This is a genomic window from Leptolyngbya sp. KIOST-1, from assembly GCF_000763385.1.
In the GTDB taxonomy this organism is placed as follows: domain Bacteria; phylum Cyanobacteriota; class Cyanobacteriia; order Phormidesmidales; family Phormidesmidaceae; genus Nodosilinea.
On the sequence record NZ_JQFA01000004.1, the window covers coordinates 537,863 to 558,320 of the forward strand.

Below are 20,458 nucleotides of genomic sequence, written 5' to 3' on the forward strand. Positions count from 1 at the left end.
CCTGCAAAATTTGGGTGCCAACCGAAGGCAAACGGTTAAGCCCTGGGTTTAACAACAAAAACGTTTCTTAATATCTCTATTCTCGCTTAAAACCCCAGTGCCAGGGGTTAAAATCCCTTATCGCTGCGATTGCGATTGGTAACCATTGACAATGGTTAATGTCGTTAGCCCAGTGTGTGGGGCGTCACTCCCCCATTCTAAGACACAGATCTAAGGCACAGACAGACGGGAATCGGTTTGCGCCTTCTGGGGCATTCCAGCCGTTCTCAAAGTGCCTGTACTCCTGTTCCTGATGCCACGCCCGCCTATGTCAACGCCCACTGGAAACCTGGTGCTCGAACCCACTGCCGATGGCTCGATGACGCTATTTTCAGAGGATTTTGGCGAGTGGTTTCACAGCCGCCAGGGGGCCTATACCGAAGCCTACGCCACCTACGTCGAGGCCACCGACCTGGCCAGCCTGGCCCAGGCCCCTGCCCTTACCCTGCTGGATGTGTGCTACGGGCTGGGCTACAACACGGCGGCGGCCCTGGATACGGTGCTGCGGGTCAACCCGGCCTGTCGGGTGCGGCTGGTGGGTCTGGAACTCGACCCCCGGGTACCGCGCCAGGCGGTAGATCAGGGCCTGATCGGTGGCTGGTCGGCGTCAGTGCAGGCCTGCCTGCAGGATTTGGCGATGGCTGGTGAGGCCCAGCGGCCCTGGCTGGAGGCTAACCTGCTGTGGGGCGATGCTCGGCAGCGGATTGGAGAGCTAGACCCGGCAGGCTTTCAAGCCGATGTGATTTTCTTTGACCCCTTTTCGCCACCCCACTGCCCCGAGCTGTGGACGGTGGAGTTTATTGAGCGGGTGGCGGCCTGTCTGCACCCTGAGGGCAAACTGGTCACCTACTCCTGCGCGGCGGCGGTACGAACGGCAATGCAGGCGGCGGGGCTATCAATTGGACCGATCAGTGCGGCGGGGCGGCGCTGGCCGGGTACTCTGGCTCAGGTAAACCCCACGGGGCTGGCCCCACTGTCAGACCAGGAGCGAGAGCACCTGCTGACTCGGGCGGCAGTGCCCTACCGGGATCCAACCCTGGGGGACAGTGCCGACGCCATTCGCCAGCGTCGCCAGCGGGAACAGGCCGTCTCAAATCTAGTACCAACGTCGCGCTGGCGCAAGCGGTGGCTGCCCCCACACCAAAAAGTTCCCCCCGCTCGATAGGCTAAAGATTTCGTAGTTCTACCATCGGTCATTGCCTTTTTCAGGTTGTTGCTGTGCTCTACCAAAACCCCTCACCACCCCGTGTCCTTGTCGTCGATGACCACACCCCCAGCCGCATGGCCGCCGTAGCGCTGCTGTCGGTCGACGGCTACCAGGTGGAGCAGGCCCACTGTGGGCAAAGCGCCCTCAGCCGAGTGTTTCAGCACCAGCCCGACTTGGTTTTGCTGGATGTGATGATGCCCGGCCTCGACGGGTTTGAAGTCTGCCGTCAGCTCAAGCAGAACGAAAACACCCGGCTGATTCCGGTGGTGTTTGTGACCGCCCTGGGCGATCGCGAGGCCAGGCTGCGCGGCATTGAGGCGGGGGGCGACGACTTTCTCACCAAGCCCTTCGACCAGCTGGAGCTTTCGGCCAGAGTCAAGTCGCTAATTCACCAAAAGCGGCTCAACGAAGACCTCGACCACGCCGAACAGGTGCTGTTCTCCATCGCCCGCACGATCGAGAGCCGCGATCCCAATACCGGCGACCACTGCGATCGCCTGGTGATTCTGGCCCGCAGCTTTGGCGAATACCTGGGCCTGGCTCCGGCCCACATTCGCGACCTGGCCTGGGCGGGCTACCTGCACGACATCGGCAAGGTGGGCATTCCCGATGCGGTCCTGCTCAAGACCGCTGCCCTCAACGAGGCCGAGCGGGAGGTGATGGAACAGCACGTCGCCATTGGCGAACGCATCTGCCGCCCCCTGCGTACGATGCAGGGGGTGGTGCCGATCATCCGCCACCACCACGAGCGCTGGGACGGCAGCGGCTACCCCGACGGCCTAACCGGCGATGCTATTCCCCGGCTGGCGCAGATCTTTCAGCTGATCGATATTTTTGATGCCCTCACCCACCATCGCCCCTATAAACCCGCCTTTTCCGTGGAGGAGTCGCTCGCCATCATGCGCCAGGAGGTGGAGCGCGGCTGGCGCGACCCAGTCCTGATGGCGCAGTTTGAGGCCTTTATTCAGAGCTACCAGGCTCAGAAGACCGCCACAGAAGTCACCGGTGCCCTCGATCCGCAACAGCCCATCAGGCCACGGTACGGGTTGGCTTGACCTCCGCCTGGTCAATGGCGGCGGCGGGCCAGGCCGAGTTGGCCCTGAAACTCCAGGTAGTTGGGGGTCTGGGCGGTGGTGGCGCTGAGGCTACGAACGCTGCCCAGATAGGGCTTGGCAGCATCAAAGCCGGGGGTGCTGTGGAGGTCAAACACCTGGTAGGCGAGGGCCAGGGTCGCCCCCACGTTGAGGTAGAAGTAGCCGTTGTTGGGGTTGGGAAAGGCCGCCGTGGCCTGGTCAAACAAAAAGAAATCGGCCAGGGGATCGTGGGGCGAGGGGGCCAGAACCCTGGCCATGGGTACCGTCCCCGAGGTGATGGCAAGGGTATCGGCGCTGACCCAGCCGTGGCTAGCGAAGCTGCGCTCGGGGACGTAGTCCTGGCGGGGCTGGTTGAGGTCTAGCTCCCAGCTGGTGGCGGGCTGCTGGTTGATGGAGCGGGGCTGGGCAGAGAGGCCAAAGCTCGACACCAGGTCGTCTAGGGCCGCGAGGGTGCGCTCGGCGGTGGGGCGATCGCTGGTCTGTAGCAGCAGCCCCAGCCCCACGTACCGCAGGGGGCCGCCCTGGGTGGGAAATGCCGCGATCGCTACTTCCCCGTCCATCCAGCCAAACACATCCTGGTCGAGCTCCAGCCCGGTGGCCAGGCCAAAGAACGACCGAGCCGTAGCCAGTCCCTCGCGGGTGAAGTCGCTGGCATTCTCCAACACATTGCGCAGCCCACGCCAGAACCCGGCCAGATCTCGACCGCTCATCAACAGCAGGGTGGAGGCGGGCAGCCGCGTCAGGGGGCTGTCGGCGTTGGCCGCAGTGGGGGTGAGGCCAAAGTTGAAGGGCATGGTGTCGTAGTAGTAGCGGCCTCGAAACTGCATTCCTGTCGCCAGGGGATAGACCAGCGCCTCCAGGGTGCCGCCAAAGTTGAGCGATCGCAGGGTTTGTAGGGTATCGGCATCGAGTTGGGGGGCGGGGGGCAAGGGCAAGGGTAGCGGCAACTGGGGCAAACCTGCCGGAGACAGCTCGTAGTTCAGCAGCTCCAGGGCGTTGCCGTAGACCGCCACCAGCGCCTGACTGCGCTCACGGTTGACCAGCGTGCGCTGAAACTCTCGACTGGTGGCCAGCGTTGCCGCCTCCCCCGCCTGGCGCAGGCGCAGGTACTGCTCGATGGCGGCGGGGCTTTCGGCGGTGACCAGTACATCGGGCAAAAAGGCGACGGCCAGACCGCCGGGGCCAAAGCTGGGCATGGGCACAGGGATTTCTACCTCCAGCTCCTCGTCCCCATCGTGAAACGAACGGGCGGTGAGCGGCAGTCCCACCCCGCTGGCCCCCAACCGCCAGATCTTTGGGGCAGCGGCCCGCGTCTCAGACGGAAAGGCTTGGGTTCCCTCAAGGCAGAGGTCTGCCTCTACCTCAGCGGGGTCACAGGGGGCAGGCTCGGTGTCGGGCCAGTCCTCTTGGGGCCAGTCATCGGACCAATCATCGGACCATTCGGGCCAGTCTTCCAGTTCAGGGGCTGGCCAGTAGTAAATTTCGGTGCCATCGGCGGAGGTGACTTCGGGGTCTACCTCCTGCAGCTCAAAAAAGGTGGCCTGAAAGCCCTCGAAGGCTTCGGCATTGGCCACCGGAGCCACCATTACGGTGTAGTCGGTGAACGGAACGGCGGTATCGGAGCGGGCGGGGAGAAGCGCCACCAGGGCCGTATCGCCCACCCAGGGGGCGACGTCGAGGCCAAAGTCAATGCCGTAGGGCAGGTAGGGCAGGCCGGGCAGGGCAGGGGTGAGTCCCTGTTCGGTGGCCAACAAATTAAAAAGCTGAAACTGGCTGAGCTGCTCCCAGGTGTCGGCGGTGGTGTCGAGCAGCATCACCAGGGCGGTGTCGGCGGGCAGGTGATGCCAGGGGGTTGCTTCGTCGGCGTGGGTGGTGGTGGCGTACAGGATTAGCCCTGCTCCTACCAGACTTCCTGGAAGAAGGCGTTTCCATGCTTGCCTGTGCCTGCCCATAGTCGCCTGTGCTCCACAACGCTTTTCTATCAATACCCGAGCATTGGGGCGAAGTTCGTAAAGATGCAGGTTTTTGTTTACGTTCGTGGGCTAGCGGTGGCGGAGGTGGGGGTGGGAAGCCAGGTCTGCTGCTGGGGCCATTTCGCTGGCCCCAGACCCCCTGCTCCGCGCGTCCTGCTTCGCACGGGCTTCGCCCTACGGCCTACGAGAAGGGCGTTCCGCCGCCCTTCACCCCACGGAAAGGACAGATCGATCATCGGTTTCCCCTGTTCTGCAAATGGGCCTTTTGGCGGCGGCGATCGGCCTCAAGCCACCTCCCCCACCCTCCTCATCACCGCCCCATCACCTCCTTACCTCACCTTCCTCATCACCCCATCACTCCACCTCCCCCATCGCTGCCCCCGCTGCGTAGGCTCGCAGGGCGTTAATGATGTGGATATTCGCCTTGGGGAAGGGGTATTCTTCGATCGCATCCAGACCCACCCAGCGCACTTCGTCGCACTCGATGGGCTGGGGGTCGCCGCTGAGGTGGGTGCAGTGGTGGACGTTGAGGGTGACTTTGAAGTGAGAATAGGCGTGGGTGACGGTGCAGAGGCGATCGCCCACGGCGATCTCGATGCCCAGTTCTTCTAAAATTTCGCGGGCGATGCAGGCTTCGATCGTTTCGCCCGGCTCAATCTTGCCGCCGGGGAACTCCCACAGACCGCCCAGCAGCCCCTCCTGCTTGCGGCGATCGATTAAAATCTGGCGCTGGTCGTTCCAGATTACGGCGATGCCGATTTGCTTGTGGGGTAGGGGGCCTTTGGGTTCTGACATGGGCAGCTCCGACTGAATACTGCGATTATAGGCCTGACAGTGGCCCTGCCAGGGGCAGCGATCGCAGTCAGGCTTGCGCCGTGTACACAGCGTTGCCCCCAGATCCATCAGCGCCTGGTTGAAGTCGCGGGGGCGATCGGGGTCGAGCAGGTGCTCAGACAGCCGCCACAGGTCGTTAAGGGCGCGGGTCGGGGGCACGGGCAGCGCCACTAGCCGGGCCAGCACCCGCTTCACGTTGCCGTCGAGAATGGCGTGGGGCAGGTTGAAGGCCGAGCTGAGAATGCCCCCGGCAGTGGTTTTGCCAATGCCGGGCAGGGCGGTGATGGCGTCAAAATCCTGGGGAATCTGGCTGTTGTGGTCAGCCACAATTTGCTGAGCCGCCCGGTGCAGGTTGCGGGCGCGGGCGTAGTAGCCCAGCCCCTCCCAGGCTTTGAGCACTGTTTGCAGGTCGGCGGCGGCCAGGGCCTCCACTGTCGGGAACTGCTCCAGCCAGCGCTGGTAGTAGGGCAGCACGGTTTTCACCTGGGTCTGCTGTAGCATCATTTCTGATACCCAGATGGCGTAGGGGCTGGCGATGTTGCGCCAGGGCAGGGTGCGGCCACAGTCGCCGTACCAGCTCAGCAGGGCCTGGCGCAGCCCCTCAACAGGAAAATCCGGCCAGGGCTGGTGCGCCTGGGCCGGATTGGGGGAAAGGGGGTGCTGATTTAGAACCCTCGTTGTGTAACTCGCCTCGGTATCGCGTGCGGTATCACGGCGATCGAGGTTAGGGGAGGAATAGGGGCCAGCTGGGGCTCCCTGGTTTAGTCTTGGGCGATCGCTCACTCAGCTTCAAAGGACGACTCTGCTGACATCAGCGAATTCTCAAAGGCCATTCGCTGCTCAGCACCGCGCAGAAAATACCCGCTCATCATAGCAGAGGCCAGCAGGCGGCCCAGGCTTTCGCGGTTGGTAGTAATTTCTACGTCAAAGTGCTGGGAGGGCAGCCCGCCGAGCAGGCCGATGATATTGTGCTCCATCATCTGCTGAACTTCGGTGGAAGTCGGGTTGGAGAGCTGAGAGATGGTTTCGGGGCTCATGCTGTGGACGTACTGCATGAGGGAGTTGGGATGCTCAGAGTGCTTGAAGCCGTTGAAAAGGTCTTGGGCTTTACCGGAAGAATTGCTCACAGTGGATACCTCGCTTGGCTGGCAGTAAGTGCGGCCTGGGTCAATCGGATTGAGCTGGATGTGGTTAGTATTCCCTGCTGAAATGTAGAAGACACTATTCTTTGTTGTCTACATCACAATTTACGTCTACAAGTTACTTCTACAGGGGAGAAAGGCGTCATTCCTGAAACCCATGGGCCTGAAACCCATGTGACTAAGTTAACAGGCCAGGTTTGAACGCTGGGTAGGTAGAACCGTACTCGGGGTGGAGGGGTTTTGCCCCCGCCAAACGAATTTAAATGCCGCCCTGTGGGTAGATGTTTGCGCTGCGCTGGGGGGTCAAGCTGAAGCGAGACTTTCTGAAAGGATTTCACCTGATTTCGACTATCCGTGGCTAAAATCCAGATTCCTGGCGATTGAACTGAGCTCATCGTAAGGAATTTGGTCAAACGCGAAAGGCTTGATTAGCTGGAGTCTGCTCAGCAAGGTTTAGGCAATTTAAGGCAATCATCATCTTTAGATGGGCCCAATCTGCCACAATGGCCAAAAAGTCCCCAAAAGCTCTGATAATGACGCTTTCTCCCCCAATTTCTCCTTCCCTAGAGGCTGATTTAGCCAACCATCGGCCGACCGCCCAGTACCGGGCTGTACGTAGCCTCAGCGAAACCCTCTGTCAGCCCCTCGAAATTGAGGACTACGGCCTGCAGGCCATGGCCGATGTCAGCCCGCCCAAGTGGCATCTGGCCCACACCACCTGGTTCTTTGAAACCTTTCTGCTGCGCCCCTACCTGCCGGACTACCTGGAGTTTCATCCGGGGTTTGGGTATCTGTTCAACTCCTACTACGAGGCGGTGGGCGATCGCCATCCCCGACCCCAGCGCGGCCTGCTGTCGCGGCCAACGGTGAAAGAGGTCTACCAGTACCGCGCCCATGTCGATGGGGCTATGACCACCCTCCTGCAAAGCCAGGGCGATCATCCCGCTGTCAGAGAACTGACGGCCCTGGGCCTGCACCACGAGCAGCAGCACCAGGAGCTGCTGCTGACCGACCTCAAGTACAACCTGGCGATCAATCCCCTGCGCCCCGCCTACCGCCAGGATGTGGCCGTGGTGGAATGCGCCTGCCCCACACCCCTGGAGTTTGTGGAGTTTGCCGGCGGACTGCACACCCTTGGGCACCAGGAGTCAGGCTTTGCCTTTGATAACGAAGGCCCAGCCCACCGGGTTTACCTGCAGGACTTTGCCCTGGCCAATCGCCCAGTGACGAACGGCGAATACCTGGAATTTATGGCCGACAAGGGCTACCAGACCGCCGCCCACTGGCTGGCTGAGGGTTGGGCCATGGTGCAGAGCGAAGGCTGGCAGGCCCCCCTCTACTGGGAGCAGCGCGACGGCCAGTGGTGGATCTTTACCCTGGGCGGCCTACAGCCCGTCAACCTGCTCGAACCCGTGTGCCACCTCAGCTACTTTGAGGCCGATGCCTTCGCCACCTGGCGTGGCTGCCGCCTGCCCACCGAAGCCGAGTGGGAAGTGGCCGCAGCCCAGTTCCCCAGGCAGGGCAACCTGCTGGAGGCAGACCACCTGCACCCCCAGCCTGCCTCTGGAGCCCAAACCCTGCAACAGCTCTACGGCGATGTCTGGGAATGGACCCAGAGCGCCTACCTGCCCTACCCCGGCTTTCGACCCGCCCCCGGTGCCGTCGGCGAGTACAACGGCAAGTTTATGTGCAACCAAATGGTCCTCCGGGGCGGATCCTGCGTCACCCCACCCGGCCACATCCGCCCCAGCTACCGCAATTTCTTCCCGCCCACCGCGCGGTGGCAGTTTAGCGGCCTGCGGCTGGCGAAGGGGTAGATGGGTGGATGGGTAGGTGGGTAGGTGAATATTGCTTCAACGCTTCACCTTTTCACCCTCACCCACCCGCCCACTCACTTACCCACTCACTCACCCACCCTCCCACTCACCCACTCATCCACCCACCCACTCCCCATGCCCCCCACCTCCCCCACCAAGCCCTCTCCCGTCAAGCTCTACGACTTCCACCCGCCGGTGGAGGATTTTCGCAGCGCGGTACTGCGGGGGCTGAGCCTGCCCCAGAAGAGGCTGTCACCCCAGTTTCTCTACGACAAGCGGGGGTCGGAGCTGTTCGATGCCATCTGCCAACTGCCGGAGTATTATCTGACCCGAACGGAGATGGGGATTTTGCGGGCCCATGCGAAGGATATTGCGATCGCCCTGGACCACCGTGCCCTGGTGGAACTGGGCAGCGGCAGCAGCCAGAAAATTCGCATTTTGCTCAAGGCGGCCCCTCAGGTCAAAACCTACGTGGGGGTAGATATTTCGCGGCAGCATTTGCAAGAGGCCTGTGGGGCGCTGATGGCGGATTTTGAAGGTCTGGAGGCGATCGCGGTCTGTGCCGACTACACCAAACCCCTGCCCCTGGGGACGATTCCGGAACTGCGCGATCGCCCCACCATCGGCTTTTTCCCCGGATCTTCTATTGGCAACCTGGAACCGGCGGAGGTGATCACCTTCCTCAAAACTGTCGCGGTGCTGGGCGATCTAATCGTAGGCGTAGATCTAAAGAAATCTGCCGCCATTCTGGAACCGGCCTACGACGATGCCCAGGGGGTATCTGCCGCCTTTGCCCTGAATGTGCTGACGCGCATTAACCGAGAGTTGGAGGCCGATTTTGACCTCAGCCAGTTTGAGTATCGGGCCCACTACAACGAGAAAGTGGGGCGGATCGAGATGGCGATCGCCAGTCTGTGCGATCAAACCGTCCACCTGGGTGAGGCCAAGATCCCCTTCACGGCGGGGGAGACCCTGCGGACGGAGCACTCCTATAAGTACACCGTCGATGAGTTTCAACTGTTGGCCATGGAGGCCGGGTTCCAACCTGTGCAGGTGTGGACGGACGGGCAGCAGCTGTTTAGCCTCCACCACCTGAAGCAGATGTAGGAGGCCATTACCTAAAGTCGCTAATCCAAAATCCGCAGTTGGTGTGAGAGGCTAGAACCCAGTGTTAACTGGACTCGCCCCCTATGCAGGTTGCTTGGCAAGACGTAAAGCCCTACGAAGACATCATTTACCAGAAGGCCGATGGCATCGCCAAGATCACCATCAACCGGCCCCACAAGCGCAACGCCTTTCGCCCCAAAACCATTGTCGAGCTGTACGAAGCGTTCGCCAATGCCCGGGAAGATAGCCGCATTGGCGTGGTGCTGCTGACCGGGGCGGGCCCCCACAGTGACGGTAAGTATGCCTTTTGCTCCGGCGGCGACCAGAGCGTGCGCGGCCACGGCGGCTACGTGGACGAGGGTGGCGTGCCCCGGCTGAACGTGCTGGATTTGCAGCGGCTGATCCGCTCCATGCCCAAGGTGGTGATTGCCCTGGTGGCGGGCTATGCGATCGGCGGCGGCCATGTGCTGCACGTAGTTTGTGACCTGACTATTGCCGCTGATAATGCCGTGTTTGGCCAAACCGGGCCTAAAGTGGGCAGTTTTGACGGCGGCTTTGGCGCTAGCTACCTGGCCCGTATGGTGGGCCAGAAGAAGGCCCGCGAGATCTGGTACCTGTGCCGCCAGTACAGCGCCCAGGAGGCCCTGGATATGGGCATGGTGAACTGCGTGGTGCCGGTGGATCAGCTCGAAGCCGAGGGGGTGCAGTGGGCCCAGGAAATTCTAGAGAAAAGCCCGATCGCCATTCGCTGCCTGAAGGCGGCCTTTAACGCCGACTGCGATGGCCAGGCGGGGCTGCAAGAGCTGGCGGGCAACGCCACCCTGCTCTACTACATGACCGAGGAAGGGGCTGAGGGCAAGCAGGCGTTTCTGGAGAAGCGTAAGCCGGATTTTCGGCAATATCCCTGGCTGCCGTAGGGAAGTGGATGGGTGGATGGGTGGATGGGGAGGCGTAGGGTGGGCATTGCCCATCATTCCCAACTGGGGCGATCGCGCTAAACTCGTACAAACAACAGGACGATCGCCCAGTATCGCCAGGGCCAAACCGTCGATCATGCTCAGAGCAACTGATCAAAATCTTTGGGTGGCTGAGCAGCCCTTCCGCTACTTTGGCCTGGGCATTGGCACCCGGATGACGGTGGTGCGGCTGGGCAGTGACGAGCTGGTGGTGATTTCGCCAATTCAGGTGAGTGAGGCGCTGGCGGGGGAGCTAGATGCCCTGGGGACCGTCGCCCATATTATTGCGCCGAACCTGTATCACTACCGGTTTGCTGCTGAGTGCAAGGCGGCATACCCAGGGGCGACATTTTGGGCGACGGCGGGGCTGCGGGTGAAAAGACCAGAGCTGGCGATCGATCGCGCGATTTGCCACAGGCAAGGCTTCGCCAACGCCGCCGATGCGGTCAGCCCCTGGCCGGGCCTGGAGTACCTGTTTTTTGACGGGTTCAAAACCCTGGCCCCCAGCGGCCCTGACCCGCTGGAGGAGTGGGTGTTTTTCCACAGTGCCAGCCGCACGCTGATTTTGACCGATACCGCCTTTTGCTTTGACGAAAGCTTTCCCTGGCTGACGCAGCTGGTGACGAAGGTAGGCGGCGGCTACAAATACTTGAGCCCGTCCCTGCTGGAGCGGGTAGCAACAACCGAGAAAGCCAAGGTCAAAGCCGCCGTGGAGCAGGTGTTGGGCTGGGATTTTGAGCGGGTGATTGTGGGCCACGGTCGCGTTGTCGATCGCGACGGCAAAGCGCAGTTCAAACGCGGGTATGAGAATTTTTTGGGGTGCTCCCTTAGGTGATGAGTTGGGCCGGTCTATAGGGGCAAGGTACAGGCGACATAGTCTGTTTTGGAACACATGCCTTGCCCCAGAGAGCAGGACGAGTTTAGACCGAGCGAGCCTGGGCAGCGTGTTTGCCTTCGCAAAATTCTTTGCCTATCTTGCTGTTGAAGGCGGGCAAATCCTTGGAGTTGCGGTTGGTGACTAGCCCCTGATCGACAACGGGTTTGCTAGCGGCAAAGGATTCTCTGAAAAGTTGAACGGATTGACTGTTGGCGCGGAGCTGATCGGGGTTGAAGTGCCCCTTGGTCGCACCAGGGCGTCGTAGTTGCTGACGCTGACTTCCCACAAGCCCCTTTGGAGTATTTACACTAAAGCTAGTCCAGCGTGAGTGCAGACCATGGCTTTTCTGGCAAAGCAGAAGTTAGCTATGCCTTTTGGCCGATAGAGCTAGCTACAGTGCTCCTAAGTCGGCTGAAATAGTCTGTCAATCTGTCAGATAAAGCGATCGCACCCTGTGCTGAAAACAGCGTCAAACAGCGGTATTCTCCCCAGCGATCTTTAGAGACTATTTGTGATGGAGTGCATTCCATGAAAAGTACCGCTAGTGAGACTAAGCCCCACCAGGTTGTAATTGTGGGGGGCGGGTTTGGTGGGCTCTATGCCGCTAAGGCCTTAGGTAAAACTCAGCATGTTGAAGTTACCCTCATCGACAAACGCAATTTTCATTTGTTTCAACCGCTGCTCTATCAAGTCGCCACTGGCAAGCTATCGCCTGGGGATATTTCATCCCCCTTGCGAGCGATTTTAAGCCGCTATCGCCGCGTCAGGGTCTTGATGGACACCGTAATTGATATCGACCCCGAGCAGCAGCAGGTAACGCTAAACCACACAACCCTGCCCTACGACACCCTGATTGTGGCTACGGGGGTCAGCCACCACTACTTCGGCCATGACCAGTGGGCCGAGGCTGCACCGGGGCTCAAGACCCTGGAAGATGCCCTGGAAATGCGGAAACGAATTTTTGGGGCTTTTGAAGCGGCGGAAAAAGAGTCGGACCCAGAGCGGCGGCGGGCCTGGCTGACCTTTGTGGTGGTGGGCGGCGGGCCAACGGGGGTGGAGCTGTCCGGGGCCTTAGCCGAGCTGGCCTCTCATACGCTCAAGGACGAATTTCACCACATTGATACCACCGAAACCCGCATTCTGCTGCTAGAAGGGCTCGATCGCGTGCTGCCGCCCTACCCCGCCAAACTGTCGGCCAAAGCCGCCGTGGCCCTAAAAGACCTGGGCGTAACGGTGCAGACCCAATCGCTGGTAACCGACATCGACGACGATGTGGTGACGGTGCGCCAGGGCGATCGCACCGAGCAGATTCGGGCCAAAACCATTCTTTGGGCCGCCGGGGTACGGGCCTCGGCCATGGGCAAAGTGCTGGCCGCCCGAGCCGGTGCCCAGCTCGACCGCGTGGGTCGGGTGATGGTGAACCCAGACCTGAGCCTGCCAGGGCAGCCCAACATCTTTGTGGTGGGCGATCTGGCCCACTTTGCCCACCAGGTCGATGGCGCAGCCTCCCCGGAGGAGAAACAGCCCCTGCCGGGGGTCGCGCCCGTGGCGATGCAGCAGGGGGCCTACGTCGCCAAGCTGATTCAGCAGCGGCTTCAGGGCAACGATTTGCCCGCCTTTCACTACAACAATGCGGGCAGTCTGGCGGTGATTGGCCACCACGAGGCGGTGGTGAATATGGGACGGCTCAAGCTGTCGGGCCTGCCGGCCTGGCTGATCTGGATTTTCGTCCACATTTATTTTCTCATTGAGTTCGACAACAAGCTGCTGGTGATGATTCAGTGGCTGTGGAGCTATTTCACCCGCAAGGGCGGCACTCGGTTGATCACCTGGGAGGAAAGTCGCCTGGATGAGCCGGTGGTGGTGGAGCAGCCCCCTCAGGGCGTCATAGCTGCCGAATCGCCCCATAGCCCAGGGAAGCTAAAGGCACCACTGGTTGCAGAATCGTAGATTGGGGGAGGCTGAATTGGCAGATGTAGTCATTGGTTTGGACCTGGGAACTGGTGGAGTGCGGGCGATCGCAGTGGATCTACAGGGCCAGGTAGTGGCCCAAACTACCCAGAGTTACCCGCTGCTCACCCCCCGCCCCGGCTGGACGGAGCAGCACCCTGCCGACTGGGTAGAGGCTAGCTTGAAGGCTCTGGGTGAGGTAGCCGAGCAGACTGAGGGGCAGCAGGCCATTGCCCTGGGGCTGTCGGGCCAAATGCACGGCATGGTGCCGCTGGATGGGGATGGTCAGGTGATTCGCCCGGCGATTCTGTGGAACGACCAGCGCACAGGGGCCGCCGTGGCAGAAATTGAGACGGCGGTACCCCGAGCAGAACTGATTCAGCGGACGGGCAACCCGGCGATTACGGGGTTTCAGCTGCCGAAGCTGGTGTGGCTGCGCAATCAGGAACCCCAGGCCTACGCACAGGTGCGGCAGATTTTGCTGCCCAAGGACTACCTCGGCTACGTGCTGACTGGGGCAGCGGTGAGCGAGCCCTCCGATGCCTCGGGCATTGGCTGTTTGAACCTGGCCAGCCGCCAGTGGGATAGGGAGATCCTAAACGTCCTAAACATTAGCCCTGACCTGTTTCCTGAGGTGGTCAAGTCAACCGCCGTTGCTGGAAGGTTGAAATCTGAGCTAGCTGAGCGCACTGGATTGCCCGCCGGGCTCCCCGTGGTGGTGGGGGGCGGTGACAACGCCGCTGCAGCCATTGGTTTGGGGATTTCTGAGCGCAACCTGGGCCGGGGCAGCCTCAGCATTGGCACCTCGGGGGTGATTTTTGCCCCCTGCGATCGCCCCACCCCCGACCCCGAGGGGCGGGTGCACCTGTTTTGCCACGCCGATGGCGGCTACCACCTGCTGGGGGTGACCCTGGCGGCGGGGGGTGCCCTGCGCTGGTACCGCGACACCTTTGCCCCCAATATGGCCTTTGCCGACCTGATGGCGCTGGCAGAACAGTCTGAACCGGGGGCGCGGGGCGTGCTGTTTTTGCCCCACCTGGCGGGGGAGCGCAGCCCCTACCTCGACCCCGACACGCGGGGGGCCTGGGTGAATCTGTCGCTGGCCCACACCCAGGGCGACCTGATTCGGGCGGTGCTGGAGGGGGTGGCCTTTAGCCTGCGGGCGGCCCTGGAGGTGATTCAGGACATTGCTCCAGTGAAGCAGCTGTTGGCGACGGGGGGCGGGGTGCGATCGCCCCTCTGGTTCCACCTGCTGGCGGATGTGCTGGGCACCGAACTGGTGGCCCCCAAGGCGGAGGAAGGGGCGGCCTACGGGGCGGCGATTCTGGCGATGGTGGGGGTGGGGGCCTACCCTTCGTTGGAGGCGGCGTTTGAGATTTTGCCGGAGGCGATCGAGGCGGTGCAGCCCCGAACGCACACGGCCTATGAGGCGGCATTCGATCGCTACACCCCGCTCTATGAGTCGCTGAAGGCTGTCAGATAGAGAGTTCCCTTGCCCCTCGTTCCCATGCTCTGCATGGGAATGCCCGTCGGAGGCTCTGCCTCCAAAATCAGCGGCGGAGCCGCAAGACCAGGGTGCCCAGGCAGAGCTAGGGCACCAGGGATGGGGCTGTCATTTGGTCTAGTTTATGCCCCCCAGGCGCGGTATCCCCCGTTGCTGGATGACAACGCTGTAATGCAAGCTTGGGGTAAGGCGTCATTTTGGTTTGGCCCCATAGAAGCTGTTGAAGTAGCAACGTCCCTGATCCAATGTCTAGACAATACCTATCCAGCATGAACGGCCCTAGATTCAAGCGTCGAGATGCCCTGGGCTTCATCGGCGGCAGCCTGATGGTTTCGCTGCTGAGCTGTGCTCGCAGGCCATCGGCCTCGGCTGACCTCAGCGACACCTTATCTCAAAACTCGGCCCCAACAGCGGGCCAGCCCGCCTGCACCGTGCGCCCTCAGCAGACCGAAGGCCCCTTTTTTGTCGATGCAGAGCTGAATCGCTCTGATATTCGCTCTGATCCGGCGACGGGCTCGGTGACACCGGGCGTTCCCCTAACGCTGCAATTTCGGGTTTCCCAGGTGGGGGCCAATGCCTGTGTGCCTTTGGCCGGGGCCATTGTCGACGTCTGGCACTGCGATGCCGCTGGGGCCTACTCAGATGTGCGCGATCGCCAGGCCAACACCCTGGGCCAAAAATTCCTGCGCGGTGCCCAGACCACCGCTGCTGACGGCACCGCCGAGTTCACCACCATTTACCCAGGCTGGTATCCGGGCCGAGCGGTGCACATCCACTTCAAGATTCGCGGCAATACTGCGGCAAATCAGGGCTACGAGTTCACCTCGCAGCTCTATTTTGACGATGCTTTGAGCGATCGCATCTACGCCCAACCTCCCTACAGCGCTCGCGGCGATTTCGGCACGGATACTCGTTCCGAATCGGTTCCCGAACGCTTCGCGAATCGCCCCACCCGCAACGCCGATGACGGCATCTTTCGCAGCGGCGGCGAGCAGCTCGTGCTGCCGGTGAGTCAGGATGGGGAGGGCTACAGGGGCCGTTTTGAGATTGGGCTGGAGCTGGTTTGATTGGCGATCGCGCTAAATTTTCGTGATTGGCCCTGGTTTGATTAGGGCAAACAGCGTTTGCCCCTACGGGTTGTCTTTGGCATGCGTCCTGGGGGATCAGGCAGCCGCCTGGTGGTGCAAAAAGGCATCGACCTCTTGAGGGGTGGGCTGGGCGGCGATCGCCCCCGGTTTCAGCGTCGTCAACGCCCCCACCGCGCTGGCGTAGCGCAGCATCTCCTCAAGGGTGCCAGTTGATTGCAGGCTCTCCCATCCTCGCTGGCAGAGCTGGTGCAAAATTCCGGCGAGAAACGCATCTCCAGCTCCCGTGGTATCAATGCTGTTCACACCAAAGGCGGGTAGCGAAACGCTGTGCTGTTTCGTAGCGCAGGTGCTGCCGTGGCCGCCGTCGGTGAGCAGCACGGCCTCAAAATTGGGCATTTGCTGGCAAATTTTGGCGGCAGAATCTGTATCTAACAGCCACAGGGCTTCTTCTTTAGAGAGCTTGAGCAGGTCAGCGTTTTCCAAGAAGTCGCGGATTTTTTGAGGGGCGATCGCCTCGTCAGGCCAAAACACGGGCCGCCAGTTTAGATCGATCACAATCTTGGCCCCGGCCTGCTGAGCCTTGTTCCGCGCTCGCTCCATAGCGCTGGCGGTGGTGGGGTAGGCCAGCCCCAGGGTGCCCATCACCAGATACTTCACCCTGGCAAAATCGACGGCATCGATCCACTCAGGGGCAAGGTGGGCATCGGCAAAGGCGGCGGGGTCGGGGGCGCTAAAGCCGATGAAGGTGCGATCGCCCGTTTCATCCCGCTGCACCAGCACCGTGCGGGTGGGCCAGTCGGCTACCCGCTGAATTTGGCAGGCCACTCCCTGCTCCTGCAACACCTGGATCAGCCAGTCGCCCAGGTCGTCTTGGCCCAGGGCGCTAATTAGCTGGGTGGGGGTGCCGAGTTTTGCGATCGCAGCGGCCACATTGGCGGGGGCACCACCGGGGTAATCGGTGCCCTGGGTGGAGCCAGCTTCCGGCGTTTCACCGACCTCAAACAGGCGATCGACTAGGCATTCTCCTAAACAAATCACGGGCTCGGTCATGGTTTTCTCCTCAATTGCTCTCAACCCATCCATCCGAGCCAGCCGCGCTCGGGCAGATAGCCGTCATACCTTCTTCAAAATCGCCGTGGCCGCCGCTTCGTCGGTAATCAAGCCGCTGACCAGCTGGCCGTGCAGGGCGGCGAGAATGGCTTCGGTTTTGCGAATGCCTCCGGCGACGCCGATGATCAGGCGCTGGGCCGGTTGCTCTAGGGGCACGCCAGCCACGCGGCTGTTGGTGCCCGCTTGCAGCAGCTTTCCTTGGGCATTAAACGCCCAGCCCGCAATCTCGCCGACGGCCCCCAGCTCAATCAGCTCGGTCAGCTCGGCGTCGTTGATAAAGCCATCCTCATGCAGGGGCGCATTCCAGGCGATGTGGCTAATGCCGACGAAGGTGACCTTGGCCTGCTCCGCCAGGGCCTTAACCGTCAGAAACGATCGCTGGGTTTGCAGCAGATCGCGCTCTTCTACGCTGGTGGCCACCGCTGGGGTGGGCACCGGGTAGGTCTGCGACCCCACCCGGTCAGACAGGTGCATGACCACCTCGTGGCGACCGGCCAGCCCGTAGTGCGACATGTTGCCCACGATCGAGACGATCTTGTGCTGGGGCTGATTCATCGACGGAATTTGATCGACCATGGCCCGCAGGGTGCGCCCCGAGCTAAAGGCCAGAATGGAGGGGGTTTTGGCCACCAGGTAGGTCTCCAGGTAGGCGGCGGCGCAGACGCCCAGGCCGCTGTACAGGTCGCCGCCGACGGCGGGGTCGGGCACGACTTCACACATCGATAGCTCAAACTCGTCCCGCAGGGCCTCGGCCAGGGCAATGCAGTGGCTGAGGGGATGGTCGAGGCGAAATTTGATCAACTTTTCGCTGACGGCCAGGGCCACCAACCGCTGGGCCGCCTGCCGCGATACGTTGAGCTTGCAGGCGATTTCTTCCTGGGTGTTGCCCGCAATGTAGTAGAGCCAGGCGGCGTGGGCCGCCAGGTCAAGTTTGCGATGGCCCTGCTGGGCCGGTCTCCGACCATCGCGCTTCTCTGCATATAGATCTCCCATCACTCACCTCATCCGCCGCTACTGTCTCAAGCGGTATTTTATTAAATTCAAAGATCTTCCCCAGGGTGTATTGAGCATATATCTATAGCTTGACTTTTTGCTCAACTCGCCCTAAAGATCTGTCAAGTCTGAACTTGTAGGTTGGGTGGCGCAATAACAGAACCCAACAAGACTTAATGCGATTGGGTTTCTCCGCTGGAACGCTGCGCGAACGCTCTGCTGCACCCAACCTATGAGACCTGCCGCCTCGGTCACGCTACTGCCCCCCGGTGATATCTAGATTAAACCCGGTGATGTAGCTGGCTTCATCGCTCATCAAGAAAGCCACCCCGTTGGCGACTTCTTCTAAACGGCCCAAGCGGCGCAGCGGCACTGAGTTTATCATCTGTTGCTCTACGACCTTGGGGTCGGCATCAAAATACTGCGAACCGGTCCCCGCCTGGAGTTGGGTCTGGCGGGTCCACATCATGCCGGGGCCAATCAGCGACGGCGACAGGGCATTGACGCGAATGCCGTGGGGGGCCAGGTCTTTGGCGGCCGTCTGGGTCATGCCAATCACCGCAAACTTGGAGGCGGCATAGGCCAGCATGTTGGGCGGCCCATCGACCCCGGCGTGGCTGGCCATATTCACAATCGCCCCGCCAGCCTGCCGCAGGTGCCGGGCAGCGGTCTTGAGAATGTGAAACACGCCCACCACGTTGATGTCGATCACCTTTTGAAAATCTTGCTCAGGATACTCGTCGGTTGTGGCAAACGCGCCCTGGTAACCCGCATTGTTAAACACATAGTCGAGCTGGCCCACCTGGTCAACGGCGATCGCAAACGCCTTAGCCACCGCCTCAGCCTGGGTAACATCACAGCCCAAGGTGTAGACGGGGTTGCCATAGTCCTTGAGCGCCTGAGCGACTTCTGCCATCTTCATTTCGTTAATATCCAGCAACACAACGGCAGCCCCGTTGGCGGCGAAGCGGTGGGCGGTGGATTTGCCAATTTCCCCCGCGCCGCCGGTAATCAGAATGGTTTTGCCCTGGAAGGCATAGGTTGCCGTCGCGCTCATACAGCTGACCTCAAGATTAGAACTGCAATCAAGAATTGTTGCGAATATTGCCGAACGCCTCACCCCTGGGAAGCGAGATCAGTATGATTCCATTATTGGGCTTTTGCCCATAGAAAGAGCATAAATTCAACTTAGTTTATTTTTTTAGCAATCCGAGGAGCCGTGCGATGCGCCTATTTCGCCGCGCCTGAATGCGCGCCAGAGGGCTGGCGGCATTTTTCATTGGCCTACTGGTGGTGCAGCTGGTCAATGCCTGTACCCCAGGTCCCCAGGCCGAGGGCCAAACTCGCCTCACCATTGCCACCGTCAACAACGGCGACATGGTGGTGATGCAAGACCTGTCGCGCCAGTTTGAGGCCGACAACCCCGACATTCAGCTGCGCTGGGTCATGCTGGAAGAAAACATTCTGCGCCAGCGCACCACCACCGATGTGGCCAGCCAGGGCGGTCAGTTTGATGTACTGACCATTGGGTCTTACGAAACGCCAATTTGGGCCAGGCGGGGCTGGCTGCGATCGCTCGACGGGCTGCCCGCTGAGTACGACGTTGACGACCTGATCGACCCGATTCGCACCGGGCTTTCCTACGAAGACACCCTCTACGCGGTGCCCTTCTACGGCGAAAGCTCAATGCTCTACTACCGCACCGACCTGTTCGACGCGGCGGGCATTACGGTGCCCCCCAACCCCACCTATGCCCAGGTGGGCGAATGGGCCAGCCAGGTGCATGACCCAGCCAACGGTGTCTACGGCATTTGCCTGCGGGGCAAACCGGGCTGGGGTGAGAACATGGGCTTTCTTTCGACCCTGGTCAATACCTATGGTGGACGCTGGTTCGATATGGACTGGAACCCCACTATTGATACTCCCGAGTGGCAGAACGCGATCAGTTTTTACGTGGACATCATGCAACAGTACGGGCCGCCCGGAGCCAGCTCCAACGGCTTTAACGAAAACCTGGCCCTGTTCTCCACCGGCAGCTGCGGCATGTGGGTTGACGCTACCGTCGCCGCCGGGCTGCTCTCTAACCCCGACCAGTCGCAGGTGGCCGATCGCATCGGCTTTGCCCGCGCTCCGGTGGCCTCTTACCCCAATGGCTCTAATTGGCTGTGGTCCTGGGCGTTAGCGATTCCCGCAACCTCCCAGTCGCCGGAAGCCGCTGAGCGGTTTATCGCCTGGGCCACGTCCAAGGAGTACATCCAGCTCGTAGCGGAAGAAAATGGCTGGGTTGCCGTGCCGCCGGGCACCCGCCAGTCCACCTACGAAAACCCGAACTACCGGGAGGCGGCCCCCTTCGCCGACATCGTGCTGAACTCCATTCAGTCGGCCGATATCACCAACCCCTCCCCCGAACCGACTCCCTACCAGGGCGTGCAGTACGTGGATATTCCTGAATTTCAGGCGATCGGTACCCAGGTCGGCCAGCGCATGGCCTCTGCCCTGGCCAATCAGGTCAGCGTCGATCGGGCGATCGCCCAGTCGCAGACCGTCGCTGAGCGGTTTATGCGGCACACGGGGTATATCGAGTAGGTGGGTAGGCGGGTAGGTGGGTGGATGGGTAGGCGGGTGGATGGGTAGATGGGTAGACGGGTGGATGGGTAGATGGGTTGGCGAGTAGTTGCTCTTTCTCAATCCCTAATCCCCAACACCCAACCCTCCCACTCTCCCACTCTCCCACCCTCCCACTCATCCACCCTCCCACTCTCCCACT

Annotated in this window: 16 protein-coding genes; 10 read left to right on the forward strand and 6 right to left on the reverse strand. The window is 61.2% G+C overall.

Going from position 1 to position 20,458, the window contains the following annotated elements:
- The first annotated feature begins 307 nt into the window (after window positions 1-307).
- Window positions 308-1,204, forward strand: coding sequence for a tRNA (5-methylaminomethyl-2-thiouridine)(34)-methyltransferase MnmD (locus NF78_RS19390; RefSeq protein ID WP_035990954.1), 897 nt, complete (start codon window positions 308-310; stop codon window positions 1,202-1,204).
- Window positions 1,205-1,257: 53 nt separating this feature from the next.
- Entirely contained in the window at window positions 1,258-2,301 is a 1,044-nt protein-coding gene (locus NF78_RS19395) for an HD domain-containing phosphohydrolase (RefSeq protein WP_225885378.1), read from the forward strand.
- An 11-nt stretch (window positions 2,302-2,312) separates the two neighbouring features.
- Here the strand turns inward: NF78_RS19395 and NF78_RS19400 are convergent, their stop codons facing one another.
- From NF78_RS19400 to NF78_RS19410, 3 genes are all read right to left on the reverse strand, one after another.
- Window positions 2,313-4,292 carry a DUF3352 domain-containing protein gene (locus NF78_RS19400; RefSeq protein ID WP_081972769.1) on the reverse strand — a complete coding sequence of 660 codons (1,980 nt, stop codon included), beginning with the start codon at window positions 4,290-4,292 and terminating at the stop codon, window positions 2,313-2,315.
- Between the two features lie 375 nt (window positions 4,293-4,667).
- Window positions 4,668-5,930, reverse strand: coding sequence for an A/G-specific adenine glycosylase (gene mutY, locus NF78_RS19405; protein WP_318655491.1), 1,263 nt, complete (start codon window positions 5,928-5,930; stop codon window positions 4,668-4,670).
- Entirely contained in the window at window positions 5,927-6,274 is a 348-nt protein-coding gene (locus tag NF78_RS19410) for a DUF760 domain-containing protein (protein ID WP_035990958.1), read from the reverse strand. The genes mutY and NF78_RS19410 overlap by 4 nt, the downstream gene beginning before the upstream one ends.
- Before the next feature lie 548 nt (window positions 6,275-6,822).
- On the opposite strand from NF78_RS19410, the gene egtB reads away from it, so the two are divergent.
- From egtB to NF78_RS19450, 7 genes are all read left to right on the forward strand, one after another.
- Window positions 6,823-8,106, forward strand: coding sequence for an ergothioneine biosynthesis protein EgtB (gene egtB / locus NF78_RS19415; protein ID WP_035990959.1), 1,284 nt, complete (start codon window positions 6,823-6,825; stop codon window positions 8,104-8,106).
- A gap of 135 nt (window positions 8,107-8,241) precedes the next feature.
- Window positions 8,242-9,213, forward strand: a complete 972-nt coding sequence (gene egtD / locus NF78_RS19420; protein WP_035990961.1) for an L-histidine N(alpha)-methyltransferase — start codon at window positions 8,242-8,244, stop codon at window positions 9,211-9,213.
- An 83-nt stretch (window positions 9,214-9,296) separates the two neighbouring features.
- Window positions 9,297-10,130 carry a 1,4-dihydroxy-2-naphthoyl-CoA synthase gene (menB, locus tag NF78_RS19425; protein WP_035990964.1) on the forward strand — a complete coding sequence of 278 codons (834 nt, stop codon included), beginning with the start codon at window positions 9,297-9,299 and terminating at the stop codon, window positions 10,128-10,130.
- A 136-nt stretch (window positions 10,131-10,266) separates the two neighbouring features.
- Entirely contained in the window at window positions 10,267-11,004 is a 738-nt protein-coding gene (locus NF78_RS19430) for a DUF4336 domain-containing protein (RefSeq protein ID WP_035990965.1), read from the forward strand.
- A 570-nt stretch (window positions 11,005-11,574) separates the two neighbouring features.
- On the forward strand, window positions 11,575-12,996 hold the full coding sequence (locus tag NF78_RS19440) for an NAD(P)/FAD-dependent oxidoreductase (protein ID WP_081972770.1): 1,422 nt from the start codon (window positions 11,575-11,577) through the stop codon (window positions 12,994-12,996).
- 16 nt (window positions 12,997-13,012) lie between these two features.
- Window positions 13,013-14,479 carry a xylulokinase gene (gene xylB, locus NF78_RS19445; RefSeq protein WP_035993367.1) on the forward strand — a complete coding sequence of 489 codons (1,467 nt, stop codon included), beginning with the start codon at window positions 13,013-13,015 and terminating at the stop codon, window positions 14,477-14,479.
- 290 nt (window positions 14,480-14,769) lie between these two features.
- Entirely contained in the window at window positions 14,770-15,567 is a 798-nt protein-coding gene (locus NF78_RS19450) for an intradiol ring-cleavage dioxygenase (protein WP_035990969.1), read from the forward strand.
- Between the two features lie 96 nt (window positions 15,568-15,663).
- Here NF78_RS19450 and NF78_RS19455 read toward each other — a convergent pair whose 3' ends face one another.
- From NF78_RS19455 to NF78_RS19465, 3 genes are all read right to left on the reverse strand, one after another.
- Window positions 15,664-16,638, reverse strand: coding sequence for a carbohydrate kinase family protein (locus NF78_RS19455; RefSeq protein WP_035990971.1), 975 nt, complete (start codon window positions 16,636-16,638; stop codon window positions 15,664-15,666).
- Window positions 16,639-16,701: 63 nt separating this feature from the next.
- A complete protein-coding gene (locus tag NF78_RS19460; protein ID WP_035990973.1) occupies window positions 16,702-17,691 on the reverse strand; it encodes a sugar-binding transcriptional regulator in 990 nt (329 codons plus the stop codon).
- 256 nt (window positions 17,692-17,947) lie between these two features.
- The gene (locus NF78_RS19465) at window positions 17,948-18,748 is read right to left on the reverse strand and encodes an SDR family NAD(P)-dependent oxidoreductase (protein WP_035990975.1); all 801 of its coding nucleotides are present in this window, start codon (window positions 18,746-18,748) and stop codon (window positions 17,948-17,950) included.
- A gap of 191 nt (window positions 18,749-18,939) precedes the next feature.
- Here NF78_RS19465 and NF78_RS19470 point away from each other — a divergent pair, with 191 nt between their 5' ends.
- Window positions 18,940-20,277 carry an ABC transporter substrate-binding protein gene (locus NF78_RS19470; RefSeq protein WP_035990977.1) on the forward strand — a complete coding sequence of 446 codons (1,338 nt, stop codon included), beginning with the start codon at window positions 18,940-18,942 and terminating at the stop codon, window positions 20,275-20,277.
- The last annotated feature ends 181 nt before the right edge of the window (window positions 20,278-20,458 follow it).